We start from the raw sequence: 20440 nt of genomic DNA, 5'->3' as shown, positions 1-20440 counted from the left end.
CGTGGACCCACGACGGATCGAGCTCAACCGCAAGCACAGCAGGGAGATGGGCGCGCTGTTCAACCAGTTCCTTGACCTTCACCCGGATGTCGAATCCGAGGTCAACGGCGCCCAGATGACGCCGGAGCAGGACGCGGCATGGACCGTCTTCAACGCGCAGTTGCTTGCCCGGCAACAGGCTGAGCGCTCCGCTCTGGCCGACGTGATCGAAGCTGAACGAGAGGGAAGGTAGACGGAATGGAAGCGGCCCAGGCCATCTCATTGGTCACCGACTGGATCAGATCGCGGGGGCTTGACTACCCGACCGAGGGTTTGTCTGCCGATCGCTTCGACTCCGGCTGGAGTGTGTACGCACCGGTCGAGGTGGACGAAAGCGATCCGATGGCGTTCCTCGACATCCCGGTGGGACGCTCGTCCTTCCTGGTCGGCGATTCCGGACGGATCGAGGAGGTGTCGTCCTCGATCCCGCCGCAGCAGGCCCGCGCCCAGTTCAATGCCACCGAACACGGCGCGGCTCCGGCACTCCGTCCTGCGGACGATGCTGCCTTCATGGCGGAATTCGAGAAGCAGTTCAACGCAGCGGCCGGGGACAGCCCAACTCCGATCGCCGATTTCACCGTCGTCGATCCGGCTCCACCAGAGTCGGGTTCCGGTACTGCCGCAGGGGATGAGGCCGTCGCCGAGGAGGCCTCGCGACTACTGGAGCCCATCGCGCAGCAACTGGCCGCGCTCGGCCCGACGGGCTGGGAGGAGTACACCGCCGAGTTCGCCTTCACGGTGTCTTCACAGATCGCGCAATTGCAGTTCTATGCCGGTGACCGTGCGGGCCTCGTGCCGGTGCCGCAGTCGATCGCCGAACTGGTGCAACAGCAACGTGAGGTCTCGGCGCGCATGAGTGCCGGTCCCTGGTGGCGGTTGTTGCTCAACGTCACGAACCGCGGCGAGATGTCGGTGAACTACGACTACGGCGACGAGCCGTTCCCGCAGGACCAATTGGTCACTCCCGAGTTCTACCGCGACGATCTGGAAGCCTATCCGCGTCATCATCTGCCGGTCTGGCTCGCTGCCTACGTCGCCGGGCCCGAGGCGCAGGGGCGAGATCCCCGCACCGCCGCGCAGGCGGTTGCGGCGGACACTGCGGCCGGGCACACCCCGGTCGCCACCGACGAGATCCCACCGCTGCCCGAACTGCTTGCCCGCTGGGCGGCGCTGTCGGCCGCATATGCCGGGGCCGGATCGGAGTGGGGGCCGCGAATCTTTCCCGGCTATGCCTGGTTCGAAAGTGACCGCCGCAGCGGGGGCACGCTGTACCTGTTGCCAGGTGATCGGGCGGTGCTCTCCGGTGGGAAGTGGAACTCAGCACTGCTCGACGCTGCGTACAACGGGGGGAAGGCGTTGCCGGACCTCTACACCGGTGCGCCGGCCTGGGTGAACGACAGCGTGCTGAATACCCGTAACCGCAACGGATTGTTGACCTTCTGCTTCTGGTGGGACAACGGCCAGTGGTATCGAGGCGGCAGCGACGCCTCAGGCGAGCTCGAAGCGGCACTTCCCGCGATTTGGACTGTGGAGGAGACGGCCGCGGCCATCGCAGCTCAGACCGGTTCCGGGGCCACGGATCAAGCTCGTGCGCTGCTGGCCGCGGCAACGAGGCGAGGTGCCGGCTTCGATGACGTATCCGCGTTGTTCACCAACCTGCCCGAGGCCGAGGTGGATGTCGCGGCGAACCAACTCAGCCTGGCCGGTCTGCTGACCTAGAACTGGCGGGCAGCTGAACTCTCGGCGAACAAGGCCGTCAGAAATGGCGGTCTGCGGTATCGCGCAATAACGTGAATTGCGATGCTGCACGGAACTTTTCGCCGATGGGGGATCGGATGACCCTGCAGATTCCCGGTCCGCTGCAATGGGTGTCCTACCTGGTCGGATCGCAATGGCCCAAGGGTGACGAAGACGCGATGTACCGCATCGGCGGTGAATGGCGTGATCGCGCCGAACAATTGAGAGATCTGATACCCGAACTGAATCGGATGCGGGCCAGCACCAGTGCTGTCCTGCAGGGCGTGACCGCAGGCACCGCCGACCAGCAGTTCGCGTTGCTTTTCGACGGTGATGCCACGGTCGACAAACTCGCCGAGGCGATGGCGGCGCTCGGTGAGCTCGCCGAAAGTACCGGCAAGAACATCGAATACACCAAGTTGCAGATCTTGACGTCGTTGGCCATCGCGGCGTTCGAGATCTCCTGGGCGCTGGCTCAGACCTCCGTGACGTTCGGAACGTCGGCGGCCGAGATCCCGCTCATCGAAGCGAGCACGTCCGCCGCGATCCAGCGGATGGTGTCGGTGCTGCTCAAGGACGTCATGACCGACCTGGGCAAGGCGATGACGAAGACGACGGTGCACCGCATCATCAAGAAGTCCGGCGTCGAGGCCGCCGAGGCTCTCGGGCAGGAACTGTTCATCCAGAACATCCAGCAGTCCAAGGGGCATCAGAACGGCTACGACTGGAACCGGCTCGGAACCGTCGCACTCGCCAACTCCGTCGGCGGGGCTACCCAGGGCACGGTCAGCATCTACGGTCAGCGGCTACTGGGTAATTCGGCGGTCAAGGGTGCGGCCGTCGGATACGTCGCAGGCATGTCCAAGAAGGTGACCGGAGCGCTGGCCACCGGCGGCGAGATCGACCCTGTTTCGGTCCTCGGATCGGTTCCTACTGCAGTCACCGGCGGGGTGCGGGGCCGAGCTGCGGCACACAGCAGCAAGGCGTCGACGGCGGACGGGGGCGGTGCCACCGCGGCGTCCAGCGGGGGAGACGGGGACTAGACATGGACAACGACGCGGCACGACATGAACTCATCGATGCGCTCGCGCTCGTGCAGGAACAGTTCGCCGACCTGGCCGTGGTCGAGGAGGAGCGAGCAACTCTGTCCTCAGCGGCCACCCGCGCCGACGGCTCGGTCGCGGTAACCGTGGACTGCGACGGCGTCGTCATCCACACGGCGGTCAGCGAAACTTACTTGGATGACCACGATCTCGCCGACCTCGGCCGGCACATCACCGGCGCAGCCCAGGACGCCGCCCGCGACGTCGAGCGGAGGATCGCGGAACTCCTTGCCCCGCTGGCGGAGCGACGCGAGCAGATGCCCTCGCTGTCCGACATCATCGACGGCGCACCCGACCTCAGGGATCTGCTGTCGTTCCGTGTGGCGCGGCTGCAGGGCGGCAACGAACCCGAAGGCTTCCCCACCGTGAGGAGTGTGCGATGACCGTGCCGCTGGGCGTCACGCCGGCTGACCTGCGTGGCACCGCACGATACCTCGCCTCTGTCAGCAATGACATGAAAACCGTGCAGTCGGCGCTGATGCAGATGCTCAGCGGCGAAGGCGAAGCCTGGGGGCACGACAAGATCGGCAAGCAGTTCGCCGACGGCGCCAAAGGCTATAAGGCGCAGTTGGATTGGGTCGACGGGTCGATCACCGCGAAGACCGACCTCCTCGACTACTACGCCGACGGCCTGTACCTCACAGCAGACGCCCTGGAGCAGCAAGACAAACCCTGACTCACTCCGAACGTCCCGGTGTGAATTGCTGCGTCTGAGTCTGCCGTGCCGGGCCGGGCTGGACCGCCGAGTTGGGCTGCCAGGTACCGTCCCGCTGCGGAATGCGGCGGCGGAACTCGGACTGCTCGACGAGTGCACTGTCCGGCTGCTCGGCTTCCTCGTTCGCGCCGACCACCGGCACCGATGCATCCGCGTCGCCGATGACGTCCTTGCCGTTCTTCTTGCGGCGCAGGGCCTTGTTGACCTGGTGGCCTTTGCCATTCTGATCGCCGCGCTGCCCGGCGGCCGGCGCGCCCGCTCCGGGGCTGCCGGCGCCTGCACCCAGACCCGCCGCGGCGGCCGGGGCGGTCACCTTCGCAGCGGTGGTCGCGGGGATAGTGGTTGGGAGGCCACTGGGCATGCCGCGCAACGGAACTCCACCGCCGGTCCCGCCGGCTCCCTTGCCCGCGCCCGCGCCGCCGAGGCCTTGCGGCCCGAGGCCGAGGACGCCCTCGGGCGGTCCCTTCGGCATGTCGCCCAGGGGGTTCTGTTGGGCGGCGTTCTTAGCGGCGTCCATCGCCTGGCCCATCGCGTCCTTGGCGGCATTGGTCGCCGAGTCGATCGCCGATTTGACCGGATCGGTCAGGCTGTCGAGGGGGTTCTCGCCGGTGGTATCGGTTCGATCCTCGGGACCTGTCATGCTCCTCGGATCCTTGGGATCTATCGCGAACTTGTCCTTGTCGATCGGCTTGGTACCCAAGCCCGGCTTGAACGGGCTGGTGCCTGCGCCGCCACCCGGGGTGAACGGGCTGGTGCCTCCGCCGCCACCGGGACCGTTGGGATTGCCGCCCGGGCCGCCCGGGCCGGTCGGATCTCCGTACTTCATGTTCGGTGGTGCGGGTAGATTGGGAAAATTCTGGGCCACGGCGACGACCGTCGGGTTGTAGTTGTCGCGAAAGAGCTGGACCGCCGTCGTGTAGTCGGTGATCGAGCGGTTGATCTTCTCCATCTCTTTGACGACATCGGGCGCGGAAACATACCCGTCGTCGTTGTTGCGCAGGCGATTGCCTCCGTCGATGTGGTATCTGGAATTGAAATCGTTGATCTTGGCGTCGAGAGCCGCCTTGTCGAACTTGCCGTCGTCGATGAGTTGGTCATCGGCGTCGTCGGGAAACCGATCGCGAATGCTGGTGAAGGAATCCTTCAGAACGGTGAGCCGATCCGCGATCGCGTCGGAGGCCGAGGTGAAATCGTAGATCGAGGTCTTGGTGACCTGTTCGGAGGCGGCCTCGGCCGCGGCCGCGCTGTCGCCCGACCAGTTTCCCTTGATTTCCTTGTTGACGGTCTTCTTGAAGTCCTCGGACGTTGTCTTGAGGGTGTCTCCGTGTTCGGTCCACGCGATCTTCAGATTGTCGATCGCACCGACGTTGAGCGAATCCTTCTCCGCACGCATCTCGCTGAACGTGAAGGACTCCCAGTTCAGCGTGTTGGCCCCGTGAAGCTTGTCCTGCATCTCCTGGTAGGCGCTGTTGTCGGAAGTCAGCCCGGGAACCTCGCCGAGCAGGTCGCTGTTGATCAAAAAGGGAGTCGAATCTTTGGCCGATGTGTCCATCTCCAGCTGGACGAACTTGCCATCGTCGCCGATCAGCGCGGCACGCCCCGGGTAGTTCGAGTTGGTCAACCACGCAAGATCGTAAATGCGGCTTTTACCGCCGTTCTCGTTCTCGCCATTGCCCAGCGTCGCACCGAGGTAGTTTCCGAATCCGCTCATGGTCTTCTACGCCGTCCCGTTCACCGTGTGACTAGTCGTTCTCGTGGGTGCGCATGGCCTCTGCCGCATCTCGAGCGGTCTTCACGAAATCATGTGCCTGTGTCTGCTGCTCCTGCAGATACTGGGTCAACTGCTTGCCGCGCTGGTCGAACAGCTTCTGCAGGACCGGAGCGAGCGTGTTCGGTCCACCGTCCTTGCCGAAGAATCCCGTCGTCTCGTCGAGGGAATCGTTGATGAGGGCCTGCAGGCTTTCGTCGTACGGTGTGTAGACGCGTTCGATCTCGGGGATCACTGCCGGGTCCAGGTACAGCTTGTCGTTCGTGGTGTCGGCGTCCAGGCCGCTCCAAGGACTGGTCATGGTTCTCCTCCGTGATGACCGATCATGCGAATCGTGTTGTCATGGCAGCAGATTAAACGGCAGAGTCACCTCCTTCTCGATGCGCAGGAGGACGGCGGCACAGTTGACGAAATTTCCGGCGGCGAACAACAGCACCAGATCGCCCACTTTTGTGATCTTGTTGTTCATCAGGTAGGCGAGGTTCACGCCGAAATCCGAGACCGTGAGATGCCCGAATTGGGCGGCGAAAGGGTACAGGCCGGGGACGACTTCCAGGAAGGTCTGCTTCGCCAGCATGTCGGTGACATAGCTCGGTTCGATGAAAGACGGTGCGAACCAGTCGATGTCGTACGGCGTTACACCTGCGCGTTCGTAACATTCGGTCACTGTTCTGACCGCGACCCGGAAACTGGCGATCGCGTTGTCTCGCACCGTGCCGTCACCGCGCCGGTCGTAGTCCTCCCACCGGTCGATCCAATCCGCCAGGGTCGGAAACTTCGGGTCGTCGATGGCGCTGTCAGCTCGGCCGTGCATCATGCCGGCCGACGGATTGTGCGAACGCGCCGCGGCCGAAATGATTCGGGCGAACCCTTCGGTTCGGTTGAGCAGCGCGCAGAAACCGCTGTCACCCAACAGCGAACCTTCGGTCGCCGGGCTGGCCGCATACTCGTGCCGGTCGAAGTAGAAGATGCTGTCGCCACCGGTCACCATCGCGTGGTTGCCCGCCCAGCCCGCCTGTAGCACCGCATCGGCGAGCATCACTCCGTACAGGCCGCCGGAACAGAACTGGCGGATCTCTGTCGCGGAGCCGGCCGATGTCCGGCCCAGCACGGACTGTTGGATGGAGTTCTGTATCGGCCAGAAGTGTTCGCCCTGATACAAGGTGCCGCAATGGAATGAGGCCGCCATGCTGTCGGCTGCAGCGGACAGTGCGGAGCCGTCGATCTGCTGCGCGGCGGCTTCCACCATTTCGTGAACCGACTGCATCTCGGATGCTGCGGTCGCGAGATGTTTCGGGCGACCCTGACTGTCCGTGCCTTCGGGCACGTAGACGGAAACGGTGTCAAGGTAAGGCATCGAAATCCCGGTCCGATTGTTGTGCGGAGAGCTTTTCCGCCAATGTTTCTGACTGCCGTTTCTCGATCTTCTTGAACACCTGCATGAGGTTGGGCACCGTGGCCGGGATGATCTGAAATGCCGTCGGGGTCTCGTTCACCACGTAGGCGCCGTCGTCGGCGACGTTGATCACGGTCAGGTAGTCGGCGTTGAGCAGTTGATAGTCCATGGTGAACTCCGGCGATCCGCTGAGCAGAATCGATCCGGTGATCTGCGCGTCTCGAAGTGCGGACGCGGGTGTCTCGTCTGCGAGTAGCTCTTCCTTCCGGGGCCGGGTGCCGGGCTGGTATGCCGGAAGGGCTTCCAGGACGACCTGAGGGAAATCGATGTTCACGCACCCGATGATCTGGATGTCTTCGCCGAAGATCAGCTGTTCGCTGGGATCCTGGGTGATGACAGCGCAGTAACCAGTCGTCCCGATGACGCCGAACAGACGGTAGACCTGCTTCCCCGCCCCCGACTCGACACGGCCAAATCCCTGGAGCAAGTAGGCCGGAAACCGCAAAGCCTCAAGTATGCGAACACGATTCGGATTCATTCCTTCCCGCAACCGAGCGAGTGCGTCACGGCGATCGGCCGCCACCTCAGACATGTACTTGGGTCCGCGATGACGGTAGGACAGCGGTGACGGCAATTGGTCGAGTCCGAGCGCCTCCCAGACGCAGCGAAACTCGAAACCACTCATAAACCACGGTTCGAGGCCGTGGCGAAGCGGGGCTGCCTCATCGGTGATCACGTTGAGCCCCTTTCTCTCTGGCAACTGGAAAATGAACGCGCTAGCGGGCTCGGTTGCGGCGGTGCCGCCAACCGAGCCCGCTGACGAGCTGTCGAATCAGAAGCCGCCGGCAAGATGCTTGTCGAGCGCCGCCGCGTCTTCCTGCGACTGATTTCCCCCGGACCGGGTCTGGGTGATCTCGTTGAGGATCGCGTCCATCTGCTGCAGGATCTGTGTCTGCTTCTGGTGCAGCGTCGCCGCGGCATCGCCCTCATACACGCCCTGCAGCGCGGTGAAGACCTGACTGACTTCCTCACGCATCTGCTGCGCGTTGTTGGTCGCGCCCTGAATGTCGTCCAGGGATGCGTAGTTGGATCCGTACTGGTACCGGATGCTGTCTGTATCCATTGATCAAGCCCCTTTCGTTTGGTCGACTGCTAGTCGGCGTCGTGGCTGACGAGTGCGTTGATGTCGGACTTTCCCTTGTCGACGATGTGCTGCAGGTTGTTGATGACGTAGTTGAAGTCCTCGTGGTGCTGCGTCATGATGCCGCGGAACTTCGCCGCCTTGCCGCCCGTCCAGGAACTGGCGGTCATCGACTCGGTCTGGTCGAGGATCTGGGAAGCCAGCCGCCTGACATCCATCATCTGTTTGTCGATGTTCTCGATCTTGCTCTGGGCTTCCGCGGGCGTCAGATGGAGCGTCATGCCTTACCTCTCTTTGTCAGAACCGGCATGAATCGCCGGACGGTGGTTGAGAATTCGCTGTTGAACACGGAGCGGATCTAGCAGTCCCCCCATCTGTAGCCGGACAGCTCGACAAGCTGGCCGACGGCCTGCTTGACCGTGTGGTCCGACCCCGGCTTGAGGGTGGTCCACAGCTGCCCGCTGGGTGAGGAGCTCGGGGCGCCGACGATCCGTCCGCGCTTGGTGTAGAACAGTCCGACCGCCCCGGCAGAACGTGAGACCCGGTCCACGTCGGCATCGAGCGCGTAGTAGACGATCTCGGCGAATGCCAACCGTGCGGCCAGCGCCGAGCCCAGCATCATCGCGGTGCGGGTGTCGGCCCCGAGTGCCCGGATCCGGTCGGACAATTCGGTGGGGTCGTGGGTGTCCGACAGGGCCTGGGCGATCTCGGCCAGTGGGGCACCGACGGGACTGATCTCGGCCGGGACGGACGCCGGCAGGCGACGCAGCAGGGCGCTGGTGGCGCTGGAAAGGTTGGCGCCGTCGTCGATCAGGTCCAAGGTGATCTCGTCACCGACCCGGCAGGCCGAGACGCACCAGGTGCCGTGGCGCACGACCGTGACGCGAGCCGGCCCATCGGGGGTGACCAGGCGCATCGCGAGCTCACGGTCGGGCCGTTGCAACGACTGCACGACCGTGGCGAGGTCTGTGGGTACCTCCCCGCCCGGCAGCAGGCCGCGCTCGGCCAGGGTTCGGGTGGCTCGACCGGCTGCCTCGACCCGAGCGGTTTCGGTGGGATGGCGGGATCGCAAATTCAACACCAACGGCAGCGACTGGACACCGAGTCTCGCTGCCAGAACCTGCAGTTCGTCGTCCGTGACGACTGGGGCAAGCGATGCCGTCATAGGCTGAGCCCCCGGTCGACGCCGATCACCGGGGGAGTGACCCAACGGTTGTCCACCTGCTCGAGGGTGCGCTCGGGTTCGTCGGCGAAGCCCTCGCCCGCCGGTACCTCGGGGGCAGCCAGTTCGTCGAACACCGCGGTATCCGGGCCCCAACTGACGTTCGACACCGTGAACGGTGCGTCGTTCTGCTGCGCGGTGGGAAGCCAGGACTGCCCGGCGTCCGACACCCCGGCGCCGGGTTCTCCCGCGCCGTCGAGGGTCGCCGCGGGTTGCGCCGACTCGTAGTCGCGGCTCTGGTCGTTGCGGCCCATCGCGCCCATCGGCGCATAGGGCGCGCCACTCATCCCGGTGCCCGAGGAACCGCCGCTGCCGGCGAATCCGGTCTTCTGCAACGACTTGGGGTCGTTACTCGACTTGATGGTCGGTGCGACCATCGGCACCAGCGGCGGGGGCGGCACCGCAGGGGCGCCGCCTGCTGCCGAACCGCCACCGCCGGGTGCATCCTCGCCGCCCTGTTCGGCCGCCAGGGCATTGCCTTTCGACACCTGTGGCGGCGGGGGCTGCTCCCACGGCTGGGCCAGCGGAGCAGCGGCCTCCTCGTACTGCTGCATGACGGCCGCGGCGTTGGCCGCATCGGCGGTGGCGGCCGCGTCGAACTCGGCGAACGTCCCGGTCAGCACGGCCCCGTTGTACGCGGCCAGCGAGGCCATCATGTCCTGGGCGGCCCGTGCCTCGACGGCCTCCGACACGCTGGGCATCGCGAGCACCGCCACAGTGTTGGCGACCGCGGCTTCCTCTGCGCGTTGACCGTTGCCTGCCGCGCTGAGGCTGATCGCCCGCAGCCACTGGCCGAATTCTTCCAGGCGTTGTGCCGCCGCGTTGGAGGCCTGGCTGTCCCACGCAGTTCGAAGACGGGCCACGAGCTTGTCGAAATCGACTGAGACATTCGCCAGTTCGTTGGCGACTCGGATCCAGGCTGCGCCGGCACCACCGACCGACGCCGGGCCGGGCCCCTCGGTGAGGTCACGCGCCAGCTGCTCGGTGCTGCGTGACTCCCACGCAACGTCGGTGAACCCCACGCCCAGAAACCTCCCCTCGCCGAACAGAACCAGATGTACGTATGACGGTCAGCCGGCGAAGTCCTCCGAGGCGGCAATGTTGGACGAATGACTGCGCAGGGTCGCGGCCACCTCGTGGACCTCGACCATCCCCTGGTCGGTGGAGGTCCCGAATGAGGAGTGGACCTCGTTGAGAGTCTGGGCAATTCGTTGTGACACCTCGTCACGTCCCGACGGGGTAACCGTGAGGTTGGGCGCCTCGTCGGTCATCACCCGCCCTACCCGGTTGGCGAGTTCGTCGAGTTGGCGGCTGATCTCCTGCACCTCTGCGGGCTGGATGGACATTCCGTCGCTGTCGGCCATGACCGTTCTCCTTGGTTGGGATGACTAGATCCGGAGTTCGACGTCCGGAGTCTGATACGGGTCGGCCTCCCCGAGGACCGGGGGTGCCGCAGTGCCGAGATCGCCGACGATCTCGCTGCCTTGGTCGGTGGTGTGCAGGAAGGACGCCGAGGTGTGGTTGTTGCCGGAAGAGGCGTTCGCACCCTGGCCGGCGCCCATCGCCCCCATGGGTGCGCCCCCCATCATGCCCGGTGAGCCGACACCGCCGACTCTCGGCGCGGCTGATTGTGCTGGGGCGCTGGCGGTTTCAGCCTGAATCATGGCTGACATGGGTAGTGACCGAGGCCCGGGCATGCCGGCACCCCCGATCCCGCCGCCGACACCGCCGACGCCTACTCCACCGCCCGCGAGCGCGGGGTCGCCTTCACCTTCTCCCAAAGCGTCGGCCGCCGGGTCCATCGGATCGATCGCGGGATTCGCGGCGTTCTGACTGGCTGCCGACGCCGCGCCGGTGCCGGCCTGCACCCCTGCCTCTGCGCCTTTCATCGCCATCGGCATCAGCTGGGCCAGGCCAGCCAGCGACGAGGCACCTTCGGGTGCGGCGGTGATGCCCACGGGTGCACCGGCGGTGGTGACCTGGGCGGCCTGGGTGGCCAGTGAGGTCTGCAGTTCGGTCATCACCTCGGCGGTGGTGGCAATTGCCTTGTTGGCAGCGGCGATTGCGGCGGCCCACCCCCACGGGAAGATGATCATGGGACCGATGGCGGCGATCGTCGCGGCGAACTCGGTGATGATCGCGATGAGCCGGACCCTGGCCTGGCCGACGTCGGCGGCGGCCCCGGTCAAACTGCTACTCAGGGCCTCGGATTGGGCACCTACCGCGGCCCCGTCGGAAATGGCGGTCGTGGTCTTGGCCGCCGCGGCGGTGCCGGACGCGCCCTGCCAGGCGTCGCCCGCCGCACTGACCGACTTCGCCATCGGACCGCCGGTGGACTGGAACATCTTGGCGATGGCAGGCAGCATCGTCGTCGGATCGACCCCGTCGAACATGCCGGTGCCAAGCGTGCTGAGAGCATCGGTGACCGGGCTGATCAAGGCACTCGGATCCATGGGATTCGCGGGTGGCTGCTGTTCGGGTTGGCCTTCGGGTGGCGGTACTTCTGCCGGCTTTTGATCCGCAATTGGCGGCAAACCCAGCCGGTCAAGAATTTGTCTGACTGGCAAATTCAGAAAGTCTTGCAGATTCTGTTCTTGAGCAGCGATTACCGGTGTGGCGTCGTAGCCGGGAACGCGTTGAGCCAACTGTCCAACGGGGGTTACCGGCTGGGGAGGCAAAACTGTAGGCATATGGCGTCAGGCCTAGGCGTCGTCGTTGGACAGGACGGCGGACCGGGCCCCTTCGGTGGCGGCCCCGGTGGCGGCGTGCACTCCGCCCACCAGCAGTGTGCCGGCCAAATTATTGGCTTGAGCTGGGCCAAATGCCGCCAGATACACCGCGCCGATCGGGCCGAGTGCGGCTGCCGCGGACATCAGCATCGCCGCTGAGTCGGCCGATCCAGCTGTGGTTATCGCGGATGCGGCCGCCTCGTTCGCAGCGGAAAAGGTAGCCATCCCCGAGGGTTGGGCGGCGAAAATGTCGCTCATCGTGCTGATACCTTTCCAGCTGGAAGCGGGGGTTGTGTGGGCACGAGACCAATAGACTATAGCCGCGGCCACCCTCCGCAGCTAACTAAATTTTCCGCAAATAATCCGTGTAGATCGTTCGTCTTGGTAATTAGCGAAATGGCAAAAATTGCTGATCACGGTGATTTGTGGGTGGTTTCTGCGTGCACGCTGGGAAGGTGCTGTCGCCGGGTGTTTGCCGGACCGGGGGCGATGTGGCGCGAGTGAATCATCTTGCGGTGACGCCCAATCCGTGCGTGCGTTCCCGGTGGTTGCGGGTAACTCCCTGTGTGATAACCCATTCGAATATCTACAGCGAACGTCAATTATCAACGGCAATAGCGGATCGTCTGCGTGAAGCGCGCTCGGATGACGGATGAGCGAACCTAGCCGCGCGGTTCGAAAGCGCCGCCGTCCCACCGAGTCAGTGGAGCCTGGTTCAGTTCCTGCATGCGCTGCGCGAACTCCTGAGACAGATACTGCTGGCGGGCCGTCGCTACCTGCGCGGCAGCGTCGGCGGTTTCGACGATCAGCTTGGCGAGTGCGTCCGCACCCAGCTTGTGCGCTGCGGGCCCGAGCCACAGTCCGGTGAGGGCGCCCATGCCGTCGACCTCGGCGCTGACGTTCCCGTCACGGCTGGTGACCCGCGCCGAAATCGATTGGCAGTGCTCATCCATCGCCTGTACCAGGTCACGCTGCTTGCGGATGCGACCGATGAGGGAGTCGGCGAGCCCGGTCATACCGACCTGCCCCAGGTGGACGGGAGTTCGCCCTCCTCGCCCAGCACCGCGTCTTCGGCACGGGCCAATTCCTCTGCGGTCGCCAACTGCAAGGGTTCGATGACCGATGCGCTGTAACCCTTTTCGGCCAGGTCACGCCTGTGTTCGACCTGGGCGCGGGCCGCGGACAAACGGCACAGCGCCATGATCTCGTCGGCCAGTTGTGCGGGTGGCTTCTTCAGCTCGACGGGGTCGAGGCGAAGCGACACCGGCAGACCCCGTTCGGTGGTGTGCACCGAAATCGTTCCGCCAGGTGACTGCACCGGCTGTGCCATTCTGCTCAACTTAGTACACTCGCGGGCGAATCGCGGCTGAGGCTGCAGTGAGGAGATGTGTCACCTCCGATGAATGGATCCACCGATGCGCAGCGGGTTTTCGATGCCGGAGTGCTGTCGCTCGGCATTCCCATCGACGGATTGGAGACCGAGCGCGACCTGCCCTATGCGGCGCTCGCGTTCCGTCGGGCCACGGAATATGACCCGGACATGTGCGACGCGTGGCTGGGTCGCGCCGCCGCCGGTGACACCAGCCCCGAGGTCGTCTACCACCTGTACCGAACCAGCACACTCACGTTGTTCCGCGAGCAGCGCAGACTCGGCCTGCCGCAACGGGCTTTGAGTGGACGCTTCCAGACCGGCCTGTACCTCGACTACCCGTTGAGTACCAAGACCGAGATGTGGCTCGCCTACGCGGCCAGCATGATCGGCGCCAGAGATTTCGACGAGGCCGAACAGGTGCTCGACAAGCTGGACCAGGCCACGACGGCATCCGACGGTGACACCAGTGAGATCCGCGCGTATATCCGTGGCGTACTGCACTTCACGACGCAGCGCTGGCCCGATGTGCTGAGCGCGTTGAGCAGGTCGGGATCGTTCACCGACAACTACATCGGCGCCGGCGCCGATCTGATGGTCGGATCGGCGTGTGCGCAGATGGGGCTGTTCGGAGAGGGCATCCGCCGCCTCGACCAGGCCGTCGAGGGGCCGGTTCCGGGAGCGCGGCGGGCCGCGGAGTTCTGCAAGGGGCTGACCCTCCGGGAGATGGGCGAAGAGCAGGACGCCCGGGTGATCTTCGAACGGATCTACAGCGAGGACCCGGGATTCGAGGCGAACGCCGCGGCGTTGGCCGATCCGAAGTACCGGTTGGTGGTCACCTCGAAGGAGATCGTCGACTCGCGCACCGACCGCTGGGATCCGGCCAGCGTGCCGTCGGCAGAGGACCTCCTGGCTGACGATCTGTCGGAACGCGGCAACGAATACCTACAGGCGGCGCAGCAGGAACTCGATCGGCAGATCGGCTTGTCAGAGGTCAAACTTCAAGTCGCCAAATTGAAGTCGGCGGCGATGCTGGCAAAGGTCCGCGGGGACAAGGGGCTCAGTTCGGCCGCGCGCAGTCTGCACCTGGCGTTCACCGGCCCGCCCGGAACCGGCAAGACCACGATCGCCCGGGTGGTGGCACAGACCTACTGCGGGCTGGGGTTGCTGCGCACGCCCAACATCGTGGAGGCCAAACGCCACGATTTCGTCGGCCAGCATCTCGGCAGCACCGCGATCAAAACCACCGCGTTGATCGACTCGGCCATGGACGGCGTGCTGTTCATCGACGAGGCCTACACGTTGATCCAGACGGGACTGTCCGGCGGCGACGCCTTCGGCCGTGAGGCGGTCGACACCCTGCTGGCCCGCATGGAGAACGACCGCGACCGCCTGGTGGTCATCATCGCCGGCTACGACGGTGAGATCGATCGATTCCTGGCCTCCAACGACGGCCTCGCGTCGCGATTCACCAAACGAATCCGGTTCAGCTCCTACGGTCCGCACGAACTCGGGGACATCGGTAAGCTCGTCGCCCGCACCAGGGACTCCGAATTGTCGGACGCCGCTTACGAAGAACTCGTCACCGCGTGTGTCGAGCTGTGTCAGAGTGAGGCACTCGACCAGTCGGGGCAGTTGCGTCCCGGCATCGATCTGGCCGGCAACGGCCGCTTCGTCCGTAACGTCATCGAGGCGGCCGAAGAGGAACGCGAATACCGGCTCAGTGAAGTTCACGGCACCAATCTGTCGGAACTCGACGAAGCGCAGTTGATGCGGATCGAGCCGGTGGACATGCGGGCCGCGCTCAAACAGGTACTCGGAATGACGGCATCGAGTTGACCGGAGGGAAGTAGCCATGACCGACAGCGACGACGAGCGGTTGAGCGTTGGCCCTCCGGAGCCGACGCCGTTCACGTCCATCAAGCCGCGGACCGCAGATGGTCAGCGTCCGTCGGTGGTGCCCAGCAACGGCGAACTGGGACTGATCCGTGCCGCGCCCACGCCGAAGTCGGGCTGGCGCAAGGCCGTCTACCGGGCCACTGGCATGAATCCCGGTGTCTCCGAGCAGGAGTCAGCCCACAAGACCCTCATGGACCGGGTCAACCAACCGGTGGTCGGCGGCCCGTTCAACATCGCCCTGCTGTCCCAGAAGGGCGGAGTGGGCAAAACCACCACCACCGTTGGTCTGGGGGCGACACTTGCCGCCACCCGCGGTGACCGGGTGATCGCGGTGGACGCCAACCCCGACTTCGGCACGCTCGCCCAGCGTGGACCCAACGAATGCGGTTCCACGGTGCGCGACGTGCTCATTGATGACGGCATCTCGCGGTACTCCGACATCCGCCGCCACACCTCCCAGAGCACCAGCCGCTTGGAGATCTTGGCCTCCGAGCGGGACCCAGCCACCTCAGAGGCGTTCTCGGAGCACGACTATCGCGGCGTTCTGAGTGTGTTGCAGCGCTTCTACAACATCATCCTGACCGACTGTGGCACCGGTCTGGTGCACTCGGCGATGGCGGGAGTGCTTGATGTGGCGGATGCGATCGTGATCGTCGCATCGCCGGCCATCGACTCGGCACGCAGCGCCCTGGCCACGTTGGATTGGCTTGAGCGCAACGGCTATTCGCACCTGGTGCCGAAGGCGGTCGTGGTGGTCAGCGCCTCGCGCCCCGGTGCCCTGGGGCTGGACATGGGGCAACTGTCCAACCATTTCCTGCCCAGGGTGCGGGCTCTGCACGTGATTCCGTTCGACGATCACCTCGCCGAAGGGGCCGAGGTGGATCTCGGTTTCCTCAGCCGGCCCACCCGGCAGGCCTTCCTGGAGCTGGCTTCCACCGTCGCCGACCTCTTCTCGGTGGCGCCGCAGGTCAAGCGGCGCGCCTGACGGGGATCACCGGCCGTTTCTGGCGATCACGATCTGCGGCAGGTTCAGCCCGCCGCGCAGCGTGAGCTCGATCGACGGGTCGGCGTGGCGAGCCAGGCTGCGCAATGCCGAGGGGCTGTAGCTGCGCAGCGAGCTGATGACCCCGTCGTGCACGAACGGCAGCACTGCGGCCATCGGCAGCATCGTCGCCAGGCGTAACAGGTGCAGCGGGGCGGGCGGCCGCGGCAGATCGATGATCAGCAACGTTTCGGCAACCCGGGTGCCCTCGGCGAACACCCGCGCGGCCTGCGACGGGCGCAGGTGGTGAAACAACAAGGCGAACAGGACCAGGTCGTAACTGTCATCGGCGGCATCGATCTCGGTGGCGTCCATCTGACGGACCTCGGCGCGGGGATGGCTGCCGAGGTCGCTCGCGGCGATCCGGGCCACCGAATCCGGATCGAGGTCGGTGACGGTGACCTGCGCGGACGGGTGGTCGGCCAGCAGTTGCCGCGACACGCCGCCGTGCCCGGCGCCCAGTTCCAGAATTCGCGGATCGGCTACGTCGGCGACCAGATCGAGCGCGATCGCGGCGAAGCGCTGATGATTCCTGAAGAACCGGCCGGTCCAGTCCAGGGCGCCGATCACCTGGTTCTTGGTCGATTCGTCGACATCGTCGCGGTCGAGATACTCCTGTCGGTCCGTTTCCAGCAGCCGGTCCAGGCACGACGCGCGGAATCCGCCTCTGGGCATCCGGTCGATATCTGAGGAGTCGGGAGCCATGTAGGCCATCATGTACGAATGTCCGCGGACTTCGTAGCTGCAATAGACCAGGGGACCACCAGCACCCGATGCATGATCTTCGATCACGCCGGCGCCGAGGTGGGTCGCCATCAGCTCGAGCACCAGCAGATCCTCCCGAGGGCCGGATGGGTGGAACACAACCCGGTCGAGATCTGGGAGCGCACCTCCGCGGCGATCATGACCGCACTGAACAAGACCAACCTGGTGGCCGCGGACCTTGCGGCGCTCGGCATCACCAATCAGCGGGAGACCACACTGGTCTGGAACCGCCACACCGGCCGGCCCTACCACAACGCCATCGTCTGGCAGGACACCCGTACTGACCGCATCGCCGCCGCGTTGGACCGGGACGGCCGCGGCGACGTCATCCGGCGCAAGGCCGGGCTGCCGCCCGCGACCTACTTCTCGGGCGGCAAGATCCAGTGGATCCTGGACAACGTCGATGGGGTCCGGCGCGATGCGGAGAACGGTGACGCGATCTTCGGCACGCCGGACAGCTGGGTGACCTGGAACCTCACCGGAGGCTATCGAGGCGGCGAGCACGTCACCGACGTCACCAACGCCAGCCGCACCATGCTGATGAACCTGGAAACTCTGGACTGGGACGACGAGTTGTTGTCGTTCTTCTCGATTCCGCGGCAGATGCTGCCCGAGATCAAGCCGTCATCCAATCCGGCCTCGTTCGGGAGCACCCGAGACAACGGGCCGCTGGCAGGGCAGGTACCGGTGACCGGCATCCTCGGCGATCAGCAGGCCGCCATGGTGGGCCAGGTGTGCCTGGAGCCCGGTGAGGCCAAGAACACTTACGGCACAGGGAATTTCCTGCTGCTCAACACGGGTGAGAAGATCGTTCGTTCGGACAACGGGCTGCTCACCACGGTGTGTTACCAGTTCGGTGACTCGAAACCCGTTTACGCCCTTGAAGGTTCGATCGCCGTGACCGGTTCGGCGGTGCAGTGGCTGCGCGACCAGCTGGGCATCATCAGCGGTGCGGCACAGAGCGAGGCGCTCGCCCGGCAGGTCGCCGACAACGGCGGCGTCTACTTCGTGCCGGCGTTCTCCGGGCTGTTCGCACCCTATTGGCGCTCGGACGCCCGGGGCGTCATCGTCGGACTGTCCCGCTTCAACACCAATGCTCACCTGGCGCGGGCCACCCTGGAGGCGATCTGCTACCAGAGCCGCGATGTGGTTGAGGCCATGGAAGCGGATTCCGGTGTGCACCTTGAGGTTCTGAAGGTCGACGGCGGTATCACCGCCAATGCGCTGTGCATGCAGATCCAGGCCGATGTGCTGGGCGTCGACGTGGTCAAGCCCGTGGTGGCCGAGACCACTGCGCTGGGCGCGGCGTATGCAGCCGGGCTCGCAGTGGGATTCTGGGCGAGCCCCGACGATCTGCGGGACAACTGGCAGGAAGGCCAGCGTTGGAGCTCACAGTGGGATGACGAGCAGCGTCACGGGGGTTACGCCGGTTGGCGCAAAGCTGTTTCGCGCACGCTGGACTGGGTCGACATCGACTGACCGGCTACCGTCGGCACTTGGTGACGATCGCCTTGAACTCGTCGGAATACTGCACGCCGAGAACCGCGTGGTCGGCACTCGCCTTGTTGCGGACGGCGTCGGTGATCTGTCCGGCCAACTCGGCCATCTTGTGGGCGTGCGGCCCGACCTCGCCGTCGGTCACCTGATCGGCGGCCTCGCGGATGAGTTTCGACCAATTCTCGTAGTCGCCCACTGCCGGACTTGGCTTGCCGGGGGGCGGGGGTGTGAGCGCGCCCAAGCTCGCGTTCGTGTAGTCCACCAAGAGCTGGGCCTGCCGGCAACCCTTGTTCCCGGTGTAGGTCAGTGCGGTCGCGCCCACGATCACCAGGACCGCGCACGTGGCGGCGGCCGTCGCGATCGCGATGTTGCGGGGCTCGGCGTCGGGGACGCGTCGCCGCCACATCACATGGGCGACGATGACGGCGACCACGCCGACCACCGCCATGATGATGGCTTCCCGCAGGTCCCCGGAATCGACACCGGCTGCCGAGCCGACGGCCCCCATCGTCGCGGCGGCGGCGAGCAGGACCAGAAGCCACTGCCAGATACCGCGCCGGCGCTCGTAGGCGTCGACGTCACGGAATTGGAGTCCGATGACCGCGCCGGCCGCAGTCAGGACTGCGACGACGGCCGGCGCGATGATCGTGAAGAGGCTGCTCACAACCGCAGCCTACGGGCCGCTACTCCTCGCCGAGGACCTGGTAGACCTCGCGGCGGGCGTTGTTGACGATGTCGAGGATGCGTTGTTGCTGGTCCTCGGTGGCGGTGAAGTTCGATTGCCCGACGGCGGCCATCAGCTGGCCGAGGGCGCCGCGCAGGTTCATCGCAGCGGGGTCGGCATCTTCGGTGATCTGGTCCCAGGGCGCGGTCTCGATCGCGGCCGCCGCCTGGCGACCTTCCTCGGTCAGCTCGAAAGTCTTTTTGCTGCCCTCGGTTTCGGCCGGGGTGATCAGGCCTTCGTCGACCAGCAGTTGCAGGGTGGGGTACACCGAGCCCGGACTGGGCTTCCACAGGTTGTGGCTGCGGGCGGCGATCTCCTGCGTCATCTCGTAGCCATGCATGGGTCGTTCGGCCAGCAGGGTCAGGATGGCGGCGCGGACATCGCCGCGTCGTCCCCGTCGTCCGCCGCGCCCGCCCCGGCCCCGTGGGCCGCCGAAGTTGCCGAATCCGAAGCCGAGACCTCCGCGCGGGTCGAAGCCGAATTCGAAGCCACGTCCGTGGCCGAAGCCCGGGCCACCGAGACCGGTCTGGCAGGTGGCGTCGGCGGCTTGCTCGCGGGCCGCGTGCGACTGGGCGCGCATCTGCTCGCGCATGTCCCGGCGTGCGGCGCGGGCCTGCTGAAACATGAGGCGGGCCTCTTCACGGCCAAAGGGTACGAAACCGAAGCCGCCGTTTGGTGCATTGAATGGGTTGGTCATTGGTAAATCCTTCGTTGTCATGGAGGAGCGCTGTTGGCGCTTCCGATGCGTCAACGATATATCGGAACCTATCGGTTGTCGATAGTCTTTTTGAGCCAATGTGCCCACTCGGCCTGCATGGCGTTGAAACGCAGGCCGTATTCCAGGGCTGCATGCCCGTACCGGCCCTCGTCGGTATCGGCCCAGGCGATGGATGTCTCTAGTTCCTTGAGTCGCACCACCTCGGATTCGGAGTGGGCCGCCAGGGCGGTGAGATGCTCGAGTGCCTGGGTGCGGGGCAATTCACCGAGCAGAAACACCCGTAGCAGCCCGGCGCTGCGCTCGGGTGGGTCGCCGGCGGGATTGGTGATCCACTGCTCCAGTTCGGCGCGACCGGCAGGGGTGATGCGGTACTCCTTGCGGCCGCGCGGCCCGATCGCCGAGACCTCGATCAGGCCGGCCACGGCCAGCTTGTTGAGCTCGCCGTAGAGCTGGCTCTGGGTGGCCGGCCAGACGTTCGCCATCGATTTCTCGAACCGTCTGAGCAGGTCGTACCCGCTGCCGGGGTGCTGTGCCAACAAGCCAAGTGCCGCCATGCGCAGACTCATGCCGGCAGTC

The 20440-nt window shown here is 65.5% G+C and carries 24 protein-coding genes and 1 pseudogene; 8 read left to right on the top strand and 17 right to left on the bottom strand.

Translation table 11 applies throughout. The features are described from left to right. Nucleotide 1: 1 nt before the first annotated feature. The 5 genes from AC4ELH_RS25960 to AC4ELH_RS25940 all read left to right on the top strand — a co-directional run bounded on the left by AC4ELH_RS25960 (nucleotide 2) and on the right by AC4ELH_RS25940 (nucleotide 3555). A complete protein-coding gene (locus AC4ELH_RS25960; RefSeq protein ID WP_064959856.1) occupies nucleotides 2–232 on the top strand; it encodes a hypothetical protein in 231 nt (76 codons plus the stop codon). A gap of 5 nt (nucleotides 233–237) precedes the next feature. Next, nucleotides 238–1758, top strand: a complete 1521-nt coding sequence (locus tag AC4ELH_RS25955; protein WP_448445268.1) for a hypothetical protein — start codon at nucleotides 238–240, stop codon at nucleotides 1756–1758. 116 nt (nucleotides 1759–1874) lie between these two features. After that, nucleotides 1875–2819, top strand: a complete 945-nt coding sequence (locus AC4ELH_RS25950; RefSeq protein WP_498887604.1) for a WXG100-like domain-containing protein — start codon at nucleotides 1875–1877, stop codon at nucleotides 2817–2819. A 2-nt stretch (nucleotides 2820–2821) separates the two neighbouring features. Continuing rightward, nucleotides 2822–3262, top strand: coding sequence for a YbaB/EbfC family nucleoid-associated protein (locus AC4ELH_RS25945; protein ID WP_498887602.1), 441 nt, complete (start codon nucleotides 2822–2824; stop codon nucleotides 3260–3262). Beyond that, complete coding sequence (locus tag AC4ELH_RS25940) at nucleotides 3259–3555, top strand: hypothetical protein (protein WP_064959852.1); 297 nt, start codon at nucleotides 3259–3261, stop codon at nucleotides 3553–3555. Before AC4ELH_RS25945 ends, AC4ELH_RS25940 begins: the two co-directional genes overlap by 4 nt. A 1-nt stretch (nucleotide 3556) precedes the next feature. Here the strand turns inward: AC4ELH_RS25940 and AC4ELH_RS25935 are convergent, their stop codons facing one another. The 13 genes from AC4ELH_RS25935 to AC4ELH_RS25875 form a co-directional block, all read right to left on the bottom strand. Next, nucleotides 3557–5305 (bottom strand): hypothetical protein, encoded by a 1749-nt coding sequence (locus AC4ELH_RS25935; RefSeq protein ID WP_498887600.1) that lies wholly within the window; start codon nucleotides 5303–5305, stop codon nucleotides 3557–3559. A 31-nt stretch (nucleotides 5306–5336) separates the two neighbouring features. Continuing rightward, a complete protein-coding gene (locus tag AC4ELH_RS25930) occupies nucleotides 5337–5663 on the bottom strand; it encodes a hypothetical protein (RefSeq protein ID WP_463791870.1) in 327 nt (108 codons plus the stop codon). A gap of 39 nt (nucleotides 5664–5702) precedes the next feature. Further along, nucleotides 5703–6611 carry a beta-ketoacyl-[acyl-carrier-protein] synthase family protein gene (locus AC4ELH_RS25925; protein WP_463806187.1) on the bottom strand — a complete coding sequence of 303 codons (909 nt, stop codon included), beginning with the start codon at nucleotides 6609–6611 and terminating at the stop codon, nucleotides 5703–5705. Between the two features lie 94 nt (nucleotides 6612–6705). Then, complete coding sequence (locus AC4ELH_RS25920) at nucleotides 6706–7494, bottom strand: ESX secretion-associated protein EspG (RefSeq protein ID WP_498887597.1); 789 nt, start codon at nucleotides 7492–7494, stop codon at nucleotides 6706–6708. A 96-nt stretch (nucleotides 7495–7590) separates the two neighbouring features. Beyond that, nucleotides 7591–7881, bottom strand: coding sequence for a hypothetical protein (locus tag AC4ELH_RS25915; RefSeq protein WP_064958223.1), 291 nt, complete (start codon nucleotides 7879–7881; stop codon nucleotides 7591–7593). 29 nt (nucleotides 7882–7910) lie between these two features. Then, complete coding sequence (locus tag AC4ELH_RS25910; RefSeq protein WP_055118232.1) at nucleotides 7911–8180, bottom strand: WXG100 family type VII secretion target; 270 nt, start codon at nucleotides 8178–8180, stop codon at nucleotides 7911–7913. A gap of 77 nt (nucleotides 8181–8257) precedes the next feature. Beyond that, the gene (locus AC4ELH_RS25905; RefSeq protein ID WP_498887594.1) at nucleotides 8258–9064 is read right to left on the bottom strand and encodes an ESX secretion-associated protein EspG; all 807 of its coding nucleotides are present in this window, start codon (nucleotides 9062–9064) and stop codon (nucleotides 8258–8260) included. Continuing rightward, entirely contained in the window at nucleotides 9061–10143 is a 1083-nt protein-coding gene (locus tag AC4ELH_RS25900) for a PPE domain-containing protein (protein WP_498887592.1), read from the bottom strand. The genes AC4ELH_RS25905 and AC4ELH_RS25900 overlap by 4 nt, the downstream gene beginning before the upstream one ends. A gap of 48 nt (nucleotides 10144–10191) precedes the next feature. Beyond that, nucleotides 10192–10485, bottom strand: coding sequence for a PE family protein (locus AC4ELH_RS25895; protein ID WP_498887590.1), 294 nt, complete (start codon nucleotides 10483–10485; stop codon nucleotides 10192–10194). A 24-nt stretch (nucleotides 10486–10509) separates the two neighbouring features. Beyond that, nucleotides 10510–11574: a hypothetical protein gene (locus tag AC4ELH_RS25890; protein WP_498887588.1), complete on the bottom strand. Its 1065-nt coding sequence runs from the start codon at nucleotides 11572–11574 to the stop codon at nucleotides 10510–10512. Between the two features lie 249 nt (nucleotides 11575–11823). Further along, nucleotides 11824–12108, bottom strand: coding sequence for a hypothetical protein (locus tag AC4ELH_RS25885; RefSeq protein WP_064958218.1), 285 nt, complete (start codon nucleotides 12106–12108; stop codon nucleotides 11824–11826). Between the two features lie 404 nt (nucleotides 12109–12512). Then, complete coding sequence (locus AC4ELH_RS25880) at nucleotides 12513–12866, bottom strand: YbaB/EbfC family nucleoid-associated protein (RefSeq protein WP_064958217.1); 354 nt, start codon at nucleotides 12864–12866, stop codon at nucleotides 12513–12515. Then, a complete protein-coding gene (locus tag AC4ELH_RS25875; RefSeq protein WP_463791862.1) occupies nucleotides 12863–13180 on the bottom strand; it encodes a hypothetical protein in 318 nt (105 codons plus the stop codon). Before AC4ELH_RS25875 ends, AC4ELH_RS25880 begins: the two co-directional genes overlap by 4 nt. Before the next feature lie 69 nt (nucleotides 13181–13249). On the opposite strand from AC4ELH_RS25875, the gene eccA reads away from it, so the two are divergent. Together eccA and AC4ELH_RS25865 are read left to right on the top strand one after the other, a co-directional pair. After that, nucleotides 13250–15058 carry a type VII secretion AAA-ATPase EccA gene (eccA, locus tag AC4ELH_RS25870; RefSeq protein ID WP_498887585.1) on the top strand — a complete coding sequence of 603 codons (1809 nt, stop codon included), beginning with the start codon at nucleotides 13250–13252 and terminating at the stop codon, nucleotides 15056–15058. Nucleotides 15059–15113: 55 nt separating this feature from the next. Beyond that, a pseudogene (locus AC4ELH_RS25865) lies at nucleotides 15114–16103 on the top strand (MinD/ParA family ATP-binding protein); the annotation flags it as partial. A gap of 6 nt (nucleotides 16104–16109) precedes the next feature. Here the strand turns inward: AC4ELH_RS25865 and AC4ELH_RS25860 are convergent. Next, complete coding sequence (locus AC4ELH_RS25860; protein ID WP_498887625.1) at nucleotides 16110–16874, bottom strand: class I SAM-dependent methyltransferase; 765 nt, start codon at nucleotides 16872–16874, stop codon at nucleotides 16110–16112. A gap of 9 nt (nucleotides 16875–16883) precedes the next feature. On the opposite strand from AC4ELH_RS25860, the gene glpK reads away from it, so the two are divergent. Continuing rightward, a complete protein-coding gene (glpK, locus tag AC4ELH_RS25855) occupies nucleotides 16884–18404 on the top strand; it encodes a glycerol kinase GlpK (protein ID WP_448445285.1) in 1521 nt (506 codons plus the stop codon). Between the two features lie 4 nt (nucleotides 18405–18408). On the opposite strand, the gene AC4ELH_RS25850 is transcribed toward glpK, so the two are convergent. The 3 genes from AC4ELH_RS25850 to AC4ELH_RS25840 form a co-directional block, all read right to left on the bottom strand. Continuing rightward, a complete protein-coding gene (locus tag AC4ELH_RS25850) occupies nucleotides 18409–19086 on the bottom strand; it encodes a hypothetical protein (protein WP_498887583.1) in 678 nt (225 codons plus the stop codon). 19 nt (nucleotides 19087–19105) lie between these two features. After that, nucleotides 19106–19843: a PadR family transcriptional regulator gene (locus tag AC4ELH_RS25845; protein ID WP_064958212.1), complete on the bottom strand. Its 738-nt coding sequence runs from the start codon at nucleotides 19841–19843 to the stop codon at nucleotides 19106–19108. 68 nt (nucleotides 19844–19911) lie between these two features. Continuing rightward, the gene (locus AC4ELH_RS25840) at nucleotides 19912–20430 is read right to left on the bottom strand and encodes a PadR family transcriptional regulator (RefSeq protein ID WP_064958211.1); all 519 of its coding nucleotides are present in this window, start codon (nucleotides 20428–20430) and stop codon (nucleotides 19912–19914) included. Nucleotides 20431–20440 lie beyond the last annotated feature (10 nt).

This window comes from Mycobacterium shunyiense (assembly GCF_058270075.1).
The sequence above is the reverse complement of the archived record's forward strand: the minus strand, read 5'-3'. Positions and strand labels throughout refer to the sequence as shown.

Coding starts and splice junctions, on each gene's coding strand:
- AC4ELH_RS25955 (WP_448445268.1), top strand. CDS start 238: ATGGAAGCGGCCCAGGCCATCTCATTGGTCACCGACTGGATCAGATCG.
- AC4ELH_RS25950 (WP_498887604.1), top strand. CDS start 1,875: ATGACCCTGCAGATTCCCGGTCCGCTGCAATGGGTGTCCTACCTGGTC.
- AC4ELH_RS25945 (WP_498887602.1), top strand. CDS start 2,822: ATGGACAACGACGCGGCACGACATGAACTCATCGATGCGCTCGCGCTC.
- AC4ELH_RS25940 (WP_064959852.1), top strand. CDS start 3,259: ATGACCGTGCCGCTGGGCGTCACGCCGGCTGACCTGCGTGGCACCGCA.
- AC4ELH_RS25935 (WP_498887600.1), bottom strand. CDS start 5,305: ATGAGCGGATTCGGAAACTACCTCGGTGCGACGCTGGGCAATGGCGAG.
- AC4ELH_RS25930 (WP_463791870.1), bottom strand. CDS start 5,663: ATGACCAGTCCTTGGAGCGGCCTGGACGCCGACACCACGAACGACAAG.
- AC4ELH_RS25925 (WP_463806187.1), bottom strand. CDS start 6,611: ATGGTGGAAGCCGCCGCGCAGCAGATCGACGGCTCCGCACTGTCCGCT.
- AC4ELH_RS25915 (WP_064958223.1), bottom strand. CDS start 7,881: ATGGATACAGACAGCATCCGGTACCAGTACGGATCCAACTACGCATCC.
- AC4ELH_RS25910 (WP_055118232.1), bottom strand. CDS start 8,180: ATGACGCTCCATCTGACGCCCGCGGAAGCCCAGAGCAAGATCGAGAAC.
- AC4ELH_RS25905 (WP_498887594.1), bottom strand. CDS start 9,064: ATGACGGCATCGCTTGCCCCAGTCGTCACGGACGACGAACTGCAGGTT.
- AC4ELH_RS25895 (WP_498887590.1), bottom strand. CDS start 10,485: ATGGCCGACAGCGACGGAATGTCCATCCAGCCCGCAGAGGTGCAGGAG.
- AC4ELH_RS25890 (WP_498887588.1), bottom strand. CDS start 11,574: ATGGATCCGAGTGCCTTGATCAGCCCGGTCACCGATGCTCTCAGCACG.
- AC4ELH_RS25885 (WP_064958218.1), bottom strand. CDS start 12,108: ATGAGCGACATTTTCGCCGCCCAACCCTCGGGGATGGCTACCTTTTCC.
- AC4ELH_RS25880 (WP_064958217.1), bottom strand. CDS start 12,866: ATGACCGGGCTCGCCGACTCCCTCATCGGTCGCATCCGCAAGCAGCGT.
- AC4ELH_RS25875 (WP_463791862.1), bottom strand. CDS start 13,180: ATGGCACAGCCGGTGCAGTCACCTGGCGGAACGATTTCGGTGCACACC.
- eccA (WP_498887585.1), top strand. CDS start 13,250: ATGAATGGATCCACCGATGCGCAGCGGGTTTTCGATGCCGGAGTGCTG.
- AC4ELH_RS25860 (WP_498887625.1), bottom strand. CDS start 16,874: ATGGCCTACATGGCTCCCGACTCCTCAGATATCGACCGGATGCCCAGA.
- glpK (WP_448445285.1), top strand. CDS start 16,884: ATGTCCGCGGACTTCGTAGCTGCAATAGACCAGGGGACCACCAGCACC.
- AC4ELH_RS25845 (WP_064958212.1), bottom strand. CDS start 19,843: ATGACCAACCCATTCAATGCACCAAACGGCGGCTTCGGTTTCGTACCC.
- AC4ELH_RS25840 (WP_064958211.1), bottom strand. CDS start 20,430: ATGAGTCTGCGCATGGCGGCACTTGGCTTGTTGGCACAGCACCCCGGC.